The following is a 13,614-nucleotide window of genomic DNA, read 5'->3' as shown; positions in this document are numbered from 1 at the left end:
AATTATATTTAGCAACTTTTTTAGTTGGTGTATCAATAAAATAAAGTGTTGTATTATCGGCTGTAAAGGCTAAACCGTTGGAAATCGTTGTATTTGCAATTATGATTTTAGAGTTGTCTTTATGATAAGAATAGACGTTGCCAATACCCTTAATAATTTCAGGATAGCCCATGGTGCCAATGATGTAACGTTCTTTGGCATCTGCAATACCATCATTATATCTAACGTTTTGGGAGATATCTATTTGAAATTTAAAATCAGCGTTTAACGTATTAAAATTGATGCGATAAAAACCATCTTTAGAAGAAACGATGACTTCCTTGTAATCTTGAATATAAATACAGCTTGTGGGTGAACTTAGCATTATACTTAGCACTTCTTTTGACTCAGGATTATAGCAATACACTAAATTGTCTAAAATAGACACAAAGTATAAAAGCTTATGTTTTATATCGAAAACAGGCCCTTCAAAGAGTTCAGCTGATTGCGAAAAGTAAATGAGATTAGAATTCATACACTAGTTTTTTATATGTATTCACCACCAGTAACACGCATTATAGAACCTGTAGTCATTGCAGAGTCATCCGAGATAAAGTGCATCACTGCAGGAACAGGATCGTATGGATTAAGCATACGTCCCATTGGGATTATGCTTCCTGCATTAGCTTTTAATTCATCTTCACTGATACCTTCTTTTTTTCGTAGCTCTAATTCGCCTTCTGTGCTCGTCCAGCCCATTACTAAGTAATTAGATCTAATCCCATATTTAGCGTAATGACGTGCTATATGGGTAGAAAGGGTATTTAGTGTGCTTTTTGTTAATGCATAAGCTGTTCTGTCTTCTTGGCCATAATCCATATGAGCTGAGCCAAAAAATACTATGGAACCCGATTTAAATTTCATCATGGAACGTAGAACATGTTTTAAAAGAAAGAATGGTGCTTTTAAATTAACATTAAAAACACTATCGTATAAGTCTTCTTCGGTATCTATTATTGAAGATACAGGTGTAATGCCTGCATACAGTATTAAGGCATCTATTTTATTGAATCTCTCAATAGTATTGGTATAATAATCTTTAATACCATCAATACTGTTAAGATCAATGTTATGAAAGTATAAGCGCTCTTTAGCGTTTGAGGATTTAATGATTTCAGAAGCGAGTTGAGCATCTCTACCGCAGAAGGCTACATTATAGCCTTTTTCTAAGGAAGATTTAAGGATCTCTTTTCCGACACCCTTAGTACCACCTAATAACATAACTGTCTTCATAAAAGTTGGCTAACTTGGTTAAGTTTATACGGTCAAATCTAGCTATTTAATTTTATATTCTAAATTTTTTATCTGCGTATTGACTTTAAAATCCTATAAAGGGTGAAATATATAGTCTTTTATCGATAAAATGAATTTTAAACTATTGATTTAGAGTTAATCAACCTTTAACAGCGTGGATGTTTTAGAATCCTTGGAAATAGTCACAATGTAGAGATTAGAATTATTATCTTCTGCAATCATGTCATACTTTTTATCACCTAATAAGCCATTTGTAAACATTGGCGTTGTGTTACTATGACCTACAATTAAAACTGTTTTGCCCTTGGTAGATGCCATAAATTCTTTAAGATTCATGTTTCTTGGATCGTAGAATGTAACTTCAACACCATTGGCTTTGGCTGTTGGTGCAGCAGTTTCTTTGGTCCTATGATAATTTGTAGAATATACCATGTCAAACTTTACGTCTTTGAGGGTGTTAGACCAATTCTGGGCTCTTTCTAGACCTTTTTCTGTAAGGTGAGGATCTATATTACTTTTGTCTGACTGGTCTTTTTCTGCATGTCTTATAAGGTAGTATGTTGTAGTTGCAGTTTTTGTATCGTCTTTGTATTCATTTAAATATGGGCCTTCCCAGATGACTTGCTCTATCATCCATTTATTATCATCTTTAGAAAGTAGAATGTAATCAATTCCCCAAGCTGCTATAACCTTTGCAGTGGCTATATGATTCCCAATATCTAAAACTTCAACCGTTCTAATTTTATCTTCATCTCTTGTACGACCTTCATCTTTCATACGTTGTACAAAATCCATGGCCTTATCGTAAGTCATGTGTGCATAATATTCGTATGCACCAGATTCTTTATTTTTCCAATAGCCAAATTTGTTAAGCCTTGGCTTTATGGCTAATTTTAATTTTGTAGTATCGCCTTTGTAGAATGCATCAATATAGTTGTTCAGTGTGGTTTCAATCTGCGACTTATCAGAATCTTGACCGAATGACACAAATGTGAAGCATAAGATTAATGAAAATAATATAGATTTCATTTGAGATGGATTAGTTAATAATCTCAAATATAGCATAGTATAATAAGATAGTTTTGAAATGAATGTTAAACCTGTTATTGACGCTCAAATATGAAATCTGTTCCATCTCCGATATCATTAGTCCCAAATTTTAAGATTTCCTCATCAATTTGCAATAATAAATTTCTATAATCTCCAATTGTAATAATATCGGTAACAAGAAAACTTAAATCAGGTGGACAATCTTCAAAAAAACAATCTTCAGTTATTTCGTATGTAGTAATCTGTGATTCAAACTCTGCAATAGTGCTTATGATTTCTAAAGTGCCATCAGAATTGAAAGTATATGTTACATCATTGTCTTCATAAAATGTTGAGACAGCACCAAAGCTGACCTGAGTTTCTACCAATTGCCAACTACCCACAATTAAAGGTTGAATTTCAATATCATCATCATTGCAACTGAAAAGGAATAAAAAAAACAGTAAAACGAGTTTTGCTTTATATGAAGATACAAAAATCTATAAATGGTTGCGTAGCAAAATTGATGCGATTAAGAAGCTGCTTCGGAATAGTCTTCATTAATAATATCGACGCTAGATGAGGTACCTATTCTGTGCACACCAACATCAACATATTTTAAAGCCGTTTGTAGATCACTAATTCCGCCTGAAGCCTTAATTTTTAATTGACCTTTCATGCTCTTTTTCATGATTTTTACGGCTGTAAGTGTTGCTCCACTTTTAGAGAAGCCAGTAGATGTTTTTACAAAATCTGCTCTGGCATCTACACAGATTTCACAGGCTTTTACAATTTCGTTTTTAGATAGCTCGCTTATTTCTAAAATCACTTTTAACGGAACTATACCAATTGCGCTTTTTACGTTGGCAATATCTTTAAGTACAGCTACATAATTTTTACTTTTTAACCTGCCTACGTTCATTACCATGTCTATTTCTGAAGCTCCTTGTTCTATAGCTTTTTTTGCTTCATATATTTTTGCTTCTGTAGACATGGCACCCAACGGAAAACCAACAACGGTGCATATTTTTATTTTAGATTGTCCTAATGCTTGCTTGGCAAATGGGACATAAGAACTGTTAACGCAAACAGCGTAAAATTGATATTTTAGGGCTTCATCGCAGAGTTTAAGAATATCTGCTTCTGTTGCTAATGGACTTAGCAAGGTGTGGTCAAAATAATTATTTAATTCCATTAAAATTAAAAGTAGGGTATAATTTTCTCTTTATTTGTAACACTCTTTTTTACTAGAGTGTTGCCAGACAAGTGAATTAAAATCTTTTAAATAATAATAGAATTAATAGCTCTGTAAAAATACTGATTTATCCGATAAAATGCGTAAAAATCCGATATTTTAACATGTATTTCATCGAAAAATTAAATAAACGCAACGTAAAGTATTGATAATTAGGGATTGTGGTTTTTAAGATGAAATCAGTTTTTAGCTAAATAGTTTGCAACAGCGTCTATATCTAAAGATCACTTTAGAGTTATAGATACTAAAGGATTTAGTTAGTCTAATACAGCAGTTACTTTATAACCTGCCTTTCTCAGCAAATTAATCACCCCTTCTTCACCTGCTAAATGGCCAGCGCCTACACCAAAAAATGTGGGTTGATCTTTAGCGTAATCACTGATTTTTGAGATCCATTTCTTATTTCGTTTAAATAAAAATTCATCCTGATAGTTTGCTAAAGCTGTATAATTGTCATCATTCATCATATTTACCATTTCAGTAATATTCTCTTGGTCATAAACTTTATACATTTCGGCAAACATCGCTCTGTCGTATTTTAAATTGTCTTTTGCACTCCTAACTAAATCTGCTACTTGGTCTTCATAAGGTATCTCATCAAATATTTTTATTTGATCTTCGATGCTTTCTAGCCCTAAGATTTCCTCTCCTTGTGTTTTTGCAACTTTCATTAATTCAGTCTCAAAGGATTGTGGTGCACAGTCGATTAATTTTGGGTATAACATTGCGGATAGAAAAAAGGGCTTAACGTTCTGAAACATTTTAACTGACATACCCATATTATTTAGCATTAGAGAATCTATAGCATTAAACTCATCTTCTGAAACCAAATCTTTGAGGGTTTTTCCTCCTTGCATATACATACCTTTCATCATTTTTCCTTGCATCGCAGGATCGTCCATATCAATTTCTAAAACAACTTGCGACGTTTCATCGAGCGCTTTTTTTACATCTGCTTCTAAAGCGGCGTTGCATGTTATGTGTATGGTTCCAAATAAATAGGAAGGTTTTTCTAAGCCGTTGCCTTCAATTTTCCAAAGTGTTGAGTTTTCTAATTCTTGTGCTTTAACGGATAATTGAAATGTAAAAAGAATAGTGAGTACTACTAAAATTTTTTTCATGATCGGATTTTATAATTGGTTTGTAGCGAAATTTACAATTTTGTTACAAAAAATAAAGCAACACATCTTACTTCCGATTAAAGAATCGGTTTATAATCTGTGTTGCTTTAATCAACCAATCATTATATAGACTGATTGTAAGCTTTATTGTTACAGTGTAATTGAGCTATTTTGAACTTTATGATTAAGTACTTAAAGCTTCTGTTTTACTATTAGCTTTGACTACGATTTTATGAACCCATTTTATAGCATCACTAAGATTATCAAAAATCCCAAAGGGTTTATTGTAAAACTGTCTTTCGTATTCTGCATTGGCTTTCATTTTTTCATCTGCTGGAATGATAGCTATTGCAACCAAATTTGAAATTTTTTCGGCTTCTTTATATACCAGAGGATTAACAGAATAAGACGTAACTCTATTGGAGATGTACGCCATATTTTTATTGTTGAAATGTTTGTCTAATACTTCATTAAAGATTTCTAACTCTTCTTTATCAATGACTTCACCTTCTTTTATTTGTTTAATGAGAAAATCGTCAAAAACGAAAATCTCTGCATGACCAGAATTATAGTAATGGAATAATCCCATGGTTTGTTTGTTTTGTTGGTTGGTATGAAGTTCGTAAATCTTTAGTCAAAAAAAATAAGGCTGTCTAAAAAATAAATGTTTTGCCAATCTGAAGTTATTACAGGTTTTACAAACTTATGAAAACCAATATTTTAATATTCTGAACCAATCCCGAAAGCTTTCGGGACAGAATAACCGATTTTCAAACTTTTTTAGACAGCCTCATCATTACAAACGACAAATCAATGAAAAATTTTTAAGTTAGATTTCTTCAACCACTAAATCTCCTTGATTTCTAAAGACTAATTGTCCATCAAACTCATCGAGTAAAATGATGCTCTCTGTTGTTACGCGTCCGGCCAATATTTCTTTACTCAATTGGTTTAAAACCTCTTTTTGAATGACACGTTTTACAGGTCTTGCACCATATTCTGGATTATACCCTTTTTCCGCTAGATACGCTTTAGCTTCTGGTGTTGCATCAAAAGTAATACCTTGCTGTGCAATCATTTTTATGATGCTCTTTAATTGAAGTCCGACAATGTCAACAATATGTTCTTTAGATAAAGGCGTAAACATTATCGTATCGTCTATACGGTTTAAAAACTCGGGTCTTACGCTTTGCTTCAATAATCCTAAGACATCAACTTTAGCACCTTCAATTGCTGTTTGTGTATCTTTTGTGGCTTCAAATCGCTCTTGTATAATCTGACTTCCCATGTTAGAAGTCATAATGATGATGGTGTTTTTAAAGTCTGCAATGCGACCTTTGTTGTCCGTTAATCGGCCTTCGTCCAATACTTGTAATAAAATATTAAAGGTATCTGGATGCGCTTTTTCAATTTCATCTAAAAGTACAACGGAATATGGTTTACGTCTAACAGCTTCAGTTAACTGGCCGCCTTCGTCATAACCAACGTATCCTGGAGGCGCACCGACCAATCTGCTCACAGCATGTCGCTCTTGGTATTCGCTCATATCAATACGCGTCATGGCGTTTTCATCATCAAATAAATATTCTGCCAAGGCTTTTGCTAATTCTGTTTTACCAACACCTGTGGTGCCTAAGAATAAAAACGTACCAATAGGTTTTTGAGGGTTTTGTAACCCAGCTCTGCTTCGTCTCACAGCATCACTAACAGCCTCTATTGCTTCTTCTTGCCCAACAACACGTTTATGCAATTCATCTTCGAGCTTTAGCAGTTTTTCTCGCTCGCTCTGTATCATTTTCGTTACAGGAATTCCTGTCCATTTGGCCACAACGTCTGCGATATCTTCATAAGTTACTTCCTCTTTTATTAAAGACGTTTCTTTCTGATTGGCTAAAATTGCCTGCTGCGCTTCTAGCGCTTCGGTAGCTTCTTTAATTTTTCCGTAGCGTATCTCGGCAACTTTTCCATAGTCACCTTCACGTTCGGCACGTTCGGCTTCAAGCTTATAGTTTTCAATATCTTGTTTGATATTTTGAACATTCTCTACGACTTCTTTTTCACTCTTCCATTTGGCATTCAGTTCGTTACGTTCCTCTTTAAGGTTAGCTAAATCTGCTTTTAAAGATTTTAGCTTAGACTCGTCTTTCTCTCGCTTTATAGCCTCGTGCTCAATTTCTAATTGCATGATTTTACGATCTAGGACGTCTAATTCTTCTGGTTTAGAATTTATCTCCATACGCAGTTTAGAGGCAGCTTCATCCATAAGGTCAATGGCCTTGTCTGGTAAAAATCTGTTGGTTATGTATCGGTTAGATAATTCAACCGCTCCAATAATAGCCTCATCCTTTATGCGCACCTTGTGATGAGTTTCATATTTTTCTTTAATACCGCGTAAAATAGAAATCGCACTTTCGTTATCAGGTTCATTAACTGTGACTTTTTGGAATCGACGCTCTAACGCTTTGTCTTGTTCAAAATACTTTTGGTATTCATCTAAGGTTGTTGCTCCAATGGCTCTTAATTCGCCTCTGGCCAATGCTGGTTTTAGGATATTAGCAGCATCCATAGCACCTTGGCCACCACCAGCACCAACAAGGGTGTGTATTTCGTCAATAAAAAGTACAATATCGCCATCACTTGTGGTCACCTCTTTAATCACTGCTTTTAAACGCTCTTCGAATTCTCCTTTAAACTTGGCGCCAGCAATAAGGGCTCCCATATCTAAAGCGTAGATTTGTTTGTCTTTTAGATTTTCAGGAACGTCACCATCAATGATACGATGTGCTAGGCCTTCTGCGATAGCAGTTTTTCCTGTTCCGGGTTCACCCACTAAGATTGGGTTATTTTTAGTACGTCTCGATAAGATTTGTAATATCCTGCGAATCTCTTCATCGCGCCCAATAACGTGATCTAACTTGCCATCCTTTGCTAATTGATTAAGGTTTTTGGCGTATTTGTTTAGTGAATTGTAAGTTTCCTCTTGACTTTGAGAGGTTACACGATCGCCTTTACGCAATTCTTCAATGGCTGTATTTAACCCTTTCTCAGTAACACCTTGATCTTTTAAGATCTGTGCAATCTTACTTTTAGATTTAAATATGGCTAGAATGAGATGCTCAATAGATACAAAGTCATCATTCATCTTCTTAGCAATGATTGATGCTTCATTGAGTGCTTTACTGGCTTCTCTAGAAATCATAAGATCAGCACCAGATACTTTAGAAAAGCTTTCAATTTCTTTGTCTAGAATCTGTTGCAACAATGCCACATTTACATTCAGCTTTTTTAGCAAGAATGGTAATACATTTTCATCAACATCAAAAAGCGCCTTGAAAATATGCTCGTTTTCTATCTGCTGATGGCCAAGACCTTGAGCAAGCTGTTGTGCTTGCTGTATGGCCTCTTGTGATTTAATGGTATAATTATTAAAATTCATATTCTATTATTTATTTTTATTACTCATTGTCATTATTTCAAGATTTGGCTTGTACTGAGCGCAGTCGAAGAATGGCAATCTCATAAAAGATTTTTCGCTTTGGTACTTCGACTTCGTCCATTGTGAAACCCTGAATGACGAGGTGAATAATTGTTTTTGTTTTCACTATCTTTATTCAATAATCTTACCAACACAAGTCAGTAAGAAAAAAACGACAAAATGTCTTGTACGGCTCATGTTTAAGTGACTTTTTGTCATTTTGTAAGTCGCAAAAAATGTTACGACTATTGTATTAAAACTAGCATATGTTCAAAAAATTATTTGGTTCAAAAGAACCTAAAGAAGAGAAAGTACTGCCTTGGATTCCACTAAATACGGTAGAGCAACTTAAGACTGTAGAAGAAAAGTCTAAAACCAAGACCCAATTTATATTTAAGCATTCTACACGTTGTGGCATTAGCCGTATGGTAATGAATCAGTTTGTATCTGCCTACGATATTGAGGCGAATGCAGACTTGTATTATCTCGATTTGTTAAATTATAGAGACGTATCTAATGAAACAGGCTACAAGTTTCAGGTCATGCATCAATCACCGCAACTGTTGGTCATTAAAAATGGAGTAGCGGTGGCACATGCCTCTCATGGTGCTATTAATGAGATGGATTTACAGGCTATGATTTAATCTTTTTTATGAAAAAAATTAAGAATAGCATAAAGTCCTTAATGAATCATTTGCCATACATAAGGGTTTTATATAATGAAAATTTAACCTATAAGAAGAATGCCTGTTTTAGGCCAGGTCATTTCTATTCGCCAATAGTTTCAGTAGAGGATATAAAACGTCGCGAAGACAGTATCTGGGCGGCTAAGGATAAAGAGAGCATCGAGGGTATAGATTTAAATGCGGAACAACAGATTGCTTTAGTTCAAAATTTTAAATCGTATTACAAAGACTTACCATTTGAAGATAAAAAGAAAGATGACGTTCGCTATAACTACGAAAATCCGCATTATTCCTATACAGACGCCATTTTTCTATTTTCAATGCTTAGGCATCATAAGCCTAAGAGGATTATAGAAGTCGGTTCAGGTTATTCCTCTGCGGTAATGTTAGATACTAACGAGTTGTTTTTAGACAATAGGATGAAACTAACATTTATTGAGCCTTATCCAAAGCGACTAAAATCACTTTTAAAAGAAAAGGATAAAACTCAGGTTACAATAGTTGAAGAACGCGTACAACATGTACCAAAAGACAAATTTTTAGAACTTGAAGCAGGAGACGTACTTTTTATAGATAGCAGCCATATTGTAAAAACCGGAAGTGATGTCAATTACCTTTTATTAGAAATTCTTCCTATAATTAAAAAAGGCGTTTTTGTGCATATTCATGATATTTTTTATCCCTTTGAATATCCAAAAGAATGGGTTTATAGCGGAAGAAACTGGAATGAAGACTATTTGGTCAGAGCGTTTTTAATGTATAACAATGCCTTTGAAGTTGTACTTTTTTCCCATTATTTACATCTTTATCATTCCGCTATTTTTAAGGAAATGCCTTTATGTTACAAGAATCCTGGTGGTAATTTGTGGTTAAGAAAGGCATAATAGATTTTATAAATCATAAGTTAAACCTACACCATAAGATGGTCCTATAAAGGCGTTACGGCCATCTACAACATAACTATATGTAAGATAGATACCAAAATTTTCACCAAGGCTGCGATAGAGTGTTGCGCCAGGCTTATGGTAGCTAACACCAAGCTCCCGAAAATTTTGTGGAGATGGAGTACCTCTATAGTCTATACCACCAATCGCATATTGAAAATCGTAGTAAGCATCGTAATACCAATTTTTTGTGGCTTTTCCAATCTTAAAAACAAAGGGTATGCTATTTGGCACTTCTTCTAGTTTAAAGCTAAAACCACTCTGTGCTGTTGCAAACCAGTTGGTATGCCATTTGTAATGCACCATGACTCTTGTATCTATTACAGTAGCTTGCTGCCCAAGGTCATTTAAGCCACCAATATCATAATCATTTACAGGAGTAGAGAATCCTAAGGCTGCGCTTAATTGCAGTTGTCCGCTTAGCGTATTTTTATTATAGAATCTGTATTTTGAAAACAATGAAATATCCTGTAAACTTTTATTGGTATCGCTTTCTAAATAAGGCAAACTGACTTGAATATCTAAGTTGTCCGAAACTCCATAAGACGCAAACATATTGAAGTACCTAAGTGTTCTCCCAAAAGTTGATGGTTCTCTACCAATTAAATAGCTTTGGCTATCCTCAATACCATAACCAAAGACTAAAGTGGTATTACTTTGGCCTCTGTAAAATCCATCAATTCTTCCTTGACCATAAGTGCAAAAAGATGATAATACAATACAAACTAAAATTACGGACTTCATACAATTGGTAAGTTACAGTTATTATAGTTACGAAATAATATGACTTACAGTTTTAGATATAGATGGCTTTTGTTTTAATTATTGTTTTAACGAGTTCAATTGCGCTGGTTTTGTTTAAAATTACGTAGTTCTACGTATAGTATTGCTTTTAAATTCCCTTTAGTTTTGCTCAAAATGTATTTATTGGCATTAATTCTAGTTTAGAATACAATGCAAAATACGTAAAGTTAGGTATTGGCATGATGTTTTTTAAAAACTAGCTTTGTTTCTCAAGATCAAAGTTTAAAAATAGCTTGAATTTAATTTATCAAATAGTAGTTACTAATCTAAAAGTATAATTCACTCATTATAGATTTGAAAATAAAATGACTAAACATAAATTTGAATCACCAACTTAAAAACCAATTAAAGTATGGCAGAAAACAAAATGAAATTTTTATCAAAGGCCGTACTTGTTACTATTTCCATGATTCTATTATAGTCATGTAACACGGACGATGAGAATTTGGATAATTAAATTTATCAAGAAACTAAAGTAAAGCAAATTTCATTCTCTGAGTTTAGTAATAGAATTAAACCTAGCAGGCAACTGGATAAACTGTATAGTTATACAGACTTAAATAGTAATTCGCGATATAATAGAAAGGATGGTTTAGACACTAATTCTGCAATAATTATATTAACAGATGAGGTAACTGTGGTTCAAGAAAGTGATTTTACGTTTTATACCTTTAAAGTTTATACTGTAACGGAAGGCAACGAATTTTATAATTTGGTGGTGAAAGTAAATAATCAAGAAGAAATAGTTGGTTCTGAATTTTTAGAGTATATACCTTCATTAGAATGGATGGCAGACTCTAATCTACCATTTACAGGGTATGTAAAACTTATAGAAAATAATTTTCTTTCTTTAGATGAACTTTTTGTACAAAAGAGCACTGGTCTATGCGTTACTGGAGCGGTTGGCTCTTGGGAATGTGCTGCAGGTAATCCACATTCTCCTTCTGATTGTAAAGATGACGATACAAACCCAAATGGGAGCTGTGATGCTTGCGGTGCAGTCTATTATATTGATTTAACCTATGGCCCATGTCCAGAAACAATAGATGCAGGTGACTCCCCAGGTAGTGGTGGATTTCCGGTAAATGATGGCGGTGGTGGAAGTTCAGGTGGTGGAGGATCATCTACAATACCTTCAAGGCCATGTGATGGACTCGATGATGGTAATATTGGAGTTTCAGATAATGCCGATTGTATTGCCCTAGATGAAGAAGAGCTAGGTAGAATAAGAGAATGTAGAAAAATAACCGAACTATTGGACGATCCATTGAATGAAGATTTTAAAGATAATCTTATTGAACTCTCGTCTCAACCCAATTTAAATCTCGATTACGAAAAGTCTGTAAGTATATTTGAGAATGAAACTGCATTAGGTGAAAGGCAAGGTAATTCCGAAAATCCTTTTGTAGATATACTCGATAATCCTACAAACAAATATAAATCTATTGTACACACGCATCCCAATATTGATGGTGGTACATTATCTGTTTTCTCACCTAATGATCTAATTGCCATTGCTAAAATTATTTATAATAATAAAGCGACAAATAAATTTGTAGCATTTTTAACTACAAAAAAAGGAACGCAGTATGCATTGACAATCAACAACCCTACAAAATTTGTTGACTTTTTCTATTCGCAGTTTTTTGATAATGTAACAGAAGTAACATCTAGTGACCCATTTGCCACAATGGAAAACACAAATAGGTATTATGAATCAAAAACTGCTTTTGATAATACTTTTGATAAATATTTTAACCCAAAACTTAATTCTAAAATTAAAAAGACTGATACTAATAATGAAAATGTACTCAAAGAGTTTTTAAACTATATGGATGAGGCCGATGCAGGTTTTACACTTTTTGATGCTTCCAGTACGCAGTCTGGAGAACCACCATTTACTTCATTTAGAAGAATACGATTAAAAAACGGAGAAGTAGAACGCGATTATACTTGTAAATAAAAAAAAACAACATTATGAAAAATTCAATATACACATTACTGATTTTATTATTATTCTCTTGTAAATCCCAACAAGTATCTGCTCAATATAGTATGCAAAACTTAACACCTTTTATAGGCACTTGGGAATATCAAGAAGGCAACCAAATCTTTAGAGTTACTATTTATGAAGATAATCTGCATTTAAAAGGTGATTATTGGCTTATTGAGGTTATTAATGGCGCAGAAACTATTTTATATGAATCTGATTACTATGCGCCAGGTACAGATTTTCATTGGGGCTATACCATATTTGGTGGTTCAAATGATGGCAATTTAATGGGTGCTAAAATTGATGATAATAGCATTGGTTATGAAAACGGAGTTGCCTCTCGTAAAAGAAAAAGAGGAAGCCTAAGCTTAACAATTCAACAACAATCTTGCTTAAATTGCCCAGTAACAGCTGAATGGAAAGTTACAGAATTACAAGGTCTCAAAATAACTGGAGAATCCGAAAATTATAATATTCCAAAAGATATAATTATGACAAAAATGGAATAAAACAACGACATTAATTGGGAAATGGGATGGTCAATTAGAAGATGTGTAGAATTCAGGTCTTGCTAAGCAAGGAGAAAACCTCGGCTGCTTAAATATTTTAGGTGACATAACAAGTGGCACCACGCAAGAACTATGAGATTTCAATAAACAGTGGTTGTCAGAGGCAATGGCAAGAGGTGATGCGATTAGACTAACTGGTAACCATACAAATATCACAAATATAATTTTCAATAATGTGGATAATATTAGTTTTAATAACTTTAATGATGTTGTAAATTATATGAATTCTTTTGATGAATTCTCGCAACAGTTTTCCAATCTTGGATTCTTTGGTAAAGAAATCCATACACTTATAAATAGTGGCTATGTAAGCTTCCCTTAAAACCGAACTGTTTAAAAGTATAAAAATAGTTTTAACTTTAAACAGTAATTATGAGAAGAAGTAAATTTTCACCGCAACAGATTGCAAAGATTTTAAAAGAGTTCGACAATGGTAAAAGTGTCG

The 13,614-nt window shown here is 33.7% G+C and carries 14 protein-coding genes; 5 read left to right on the top strand and 9 right to left on the bottom strand.

Annotated elements, in window-relative coordinates; genetic code table 11:
- From Q0800_RS12575 to clpB, 8 genes are all read right to left on the bottom strand, one after another.
- Nucleotides 1-514 (bottom strand): SMP-30/gluconolactonase/LRE family protein (locus Q0800_RS12575; RefSeq protein ID WP_299130356.1); only part of this gene is annotated, 514 nt, incomplete at its 3' end.
- Nucleotides 515-525: 11 nt separating this feature from the next.
- Entirely contained in the window at nucleotides 526-1,272 is a 747-nt protein-coding gene (locus Q0800_RS12570) for an SDR family oxidoreductase (protein ID WP_299130353.1), read from the bottom strand.
- Nucleotides 1,273-1,428: 156 nt separating this feature from the next.
- Nucleotides 1,429-2,322 (bottom strand): histidine phosphatase family protein, encoded by an 894-nt coding sequence (locus Q0800_RS12565; RefSeq protein WP_299130351.1) that lies wholly within the window; start codon nucleotides 2,320-2,322, stop codon nucleotides 1,429-1,431.
- 74 nt (nucleotides 2,323-2,396) lie between these two features.
- Nucleotides 2,397-2,726, bottom strand: coding sequence for a hypothetical protein (locus Q0800_RS12560; RefSeq protein ID WP_299130349.1), 330 nt, complete (start codon nucleotides 2,724-2,726; stop codon nucleotides 2,397-2,399).
- A 128-nt stretch (nucleotides 2,727-2,854) separates the two neighbouring features.
- The gene (gene deoC, locus Q0800_RS12555; RefSeq protein WP_299130347.1) at nucleotides 2,855-3,517 is read right to left on the bottom strand and encodes a deoxyribose-phosphate aldolase; all 663 of its coding nucleotides are present in this window, start codon (nucleotides 3,515-3,517) and stop codon (nucleotides 2,855-2,857) included.
- A gap of 317 nt (nucleotides 3,518-3,834) precedes the next feature.
- The gene (locus Q0800_RS12550) at nucleotides 3,835-4,698 is read right to left on the bottom strand and encodes a TraB/GumN family protein (RefSeq protein ID WP_299130345.1); all 864 of its coding nucleotides are present in this window, start codon (nucleotides 4,696-4,698) and stop codon (nucleotides 3,835-3,837) included.
- A 184-nt stretch (nucleotides 4,699-4,882) separates the two neighbouring features.
- Complete coding sequence (locus tag Q0800_RS12545; RefSeq protein WP_299130342.1) at nucleotides 4,883-5,287, bottom strand: hypothetical protein; 405 nt, start codon at nucleotides 5,285-5,287, stop codon at nucleotides 4,883-4,885.
- Between the two features lie 240 nt (nucleotides 5,288-5,527).
- Complete coding sequence (clpB, locus tag Q0800_RS12540) at nucleotides 5,528-8,134, bottom strand: ATP-dependent chaperone ClpB (RefSeq protein ID WP_299130340.1); 2,607 nt, start codon at nucleotides 8,132-8,134, stop codon at nucleotides 5,528-5,530.
- 305 nt (nucleotides 8,135-8,439) lie between these two features.
- Between clpB and ytxJ the strand changes: the two genes are divergently transcribed.
- Both ytxJ and Q0800_RS12530 read left to right on the top strand, forming a co-directional pair.
- Nucleotides 8,440-8,817: a bacillithiol system redox-active protein YtxJ gene (ytxJ, locus tag Q0800_RS12535; RefSeq protein WP_299130338.1), complete on the top strand. Its 378-nt coding sequence runs from the start codon at nucleotides 8,440-8,442 to the stop codon at nucleotides 8,815-8,817.
- Nucleotides 8,818-8,825: 8 nt separating this feature from the next.
- Entirely contained in the window at nucleotides 8,826-9,743 is a 918-nt protein-coding gene (locus Q0800_RS12530) for a class I SAM-dependent methyltransferase (RefSeq protein ID WP_299130335.1), read from the top strand.
- A gap of 6 nt (nucleotides 9,744-9,749) precedes the next feature.
- Here the strand turns inward: Q0800_RS12530 and Q0800_RS12525 are convergent, their stop codons facing one another.
- Entirely contained in the window at nucleotides 9,750-10,547 is a 798-nt protein-coding gene (locus Q0800_RS12525) for a transporter (RefSeq protein WP_299130333.1), read from the bottom strand.
- A gap of 697 nt (nucleotides 10,548-11,244) precedes the next feature.
- On the opposite strand from Q0800_RS12525, the gene Q0800_RS12520 reads away from it, so the two are divergent.
- From Q0800_RS12520 to Q0800_RS12510, 3 genes are all read left to right on the top strand, one after another.
- The gene (locus Q0800_RS12520) at nucleotides 11,245-12,570 is read left to right on the top strand and encodes a hypothetical protein (RefSeq protein ID WP_299130331.1); all 1,326 of its coding nucleotides are present in this window, start codon (nucleotides 11,245-11,247) and stop codon (nucleotides 12,568-12,570) included.
- 14 nt (nucleotides 12,571-12,584) lie between these two features.
- Nucleotides 12,585-13,109: a DUF6705 family protein gene (locus Q0800_RS12515; RefSeq protein ID WP_299130328.1), complete on the top strand. Its 525-nt coding sequence runs from the start codon at nucleotides 12,585-12,587 to the stop codon at nucleotides 13,107-13,109.
- A 154-nt stretch (nucleotides 13,110-13,263) separates the two neighbouring features.
- Nucleotides 13,264-13,491 (top strand): hypothetical protein, encoded by a 228-nt coding sequence (locus Q0800_RS12510; RefSeq protein ID WP_299130326.1) that lies wholly within the window; start codon nucleotides 13,264-13,266, stop codon nucleotides 13,489-13,491.
- The last annotated feature ends 123 nt before the right edge of the window (nucleotides 13,492-13,614 follow it).

This window comes from uncultured Winogradskyella sp. (assembly GCF_937958655.1).
GTDB lineage: Bacteria > Bacteroidota > Bacteroidia > Flavobacteriales > Flavobacteriaceae > Winogradskyella.
This window is presented reverse-complemented; position numbering and strand designations above follow the sequence as displayed.

Bases quoted from the DNA above. Each gene is read 5' to 3' on its own strand.
- Q0800_RS12550 (WP_299130345.1), bottom strand. From the start codon at position 4,698: ATGAAAAAAATTTTAGTAGTACTCACTATTCTTTTTACATTTCAATTA.
- Q0800_RS12570 (WP_299130353.1), bottom strand. From the start codon at position 1,272: ATGAAGACAGTTATGTTATTAGGTGGTACTAAGGGTGTCGGAAAAGAG.
- Q0800_RS12565 (WP_299130351.1), bottom strand. From the start codon at position 2,322: ATGAAATCTATATTATTTTCATTAATCTTATGCTTCACATTTGTGTCA.
- clpB (WP_299130340.1), bottom strand. From the start codon at position 8,134: ATGAATTTTAATAATTATACCATTAAATCACAAGAGGCCATACAGCAA.
- Q0800_RS12525 (WP_299130333.1), bottom strand. From the start codon at position 10,547: ATGAAGTCCGTAATTTTAGTTTGTATTGTATTATCATCTTTTTGCACT.
- ytxJ (WP_299130338.1), top strand. From the start codon at position 8,440: ATGTTCAAAAAATTATTTGGTTCAAAAGAACCTAAAGAAGAGAAAGTA.
- Q0800_RS12530 (WP_299130335.1), top strand. From the start codon at position 8,826: ATGAAAAAAATTAAGAATAGCATAAAGTCCTTAATGAATCATTTGCCA.
- Q0800_RS12515 (WP_299130328.1), top strand. From the start codon at position 12,585: ATGAAAAATTCAATATACACATTACTGATTTTATTATTATTCTCTTGT.
- deoC (WP_299130347.1), bottom strand. From the start codon at position 3,517: ATGGAATTAAATAATTATTTTGACCACACCTTGCTAAGTCCATTAGCA.
- Q0800_RS12545 (WP_299130342.1), bottom strand. From the start codon at position 5,287: ATGGGATTATTCCATTACTATAATTCTGGTCATGCAGAGATTTTCGTT.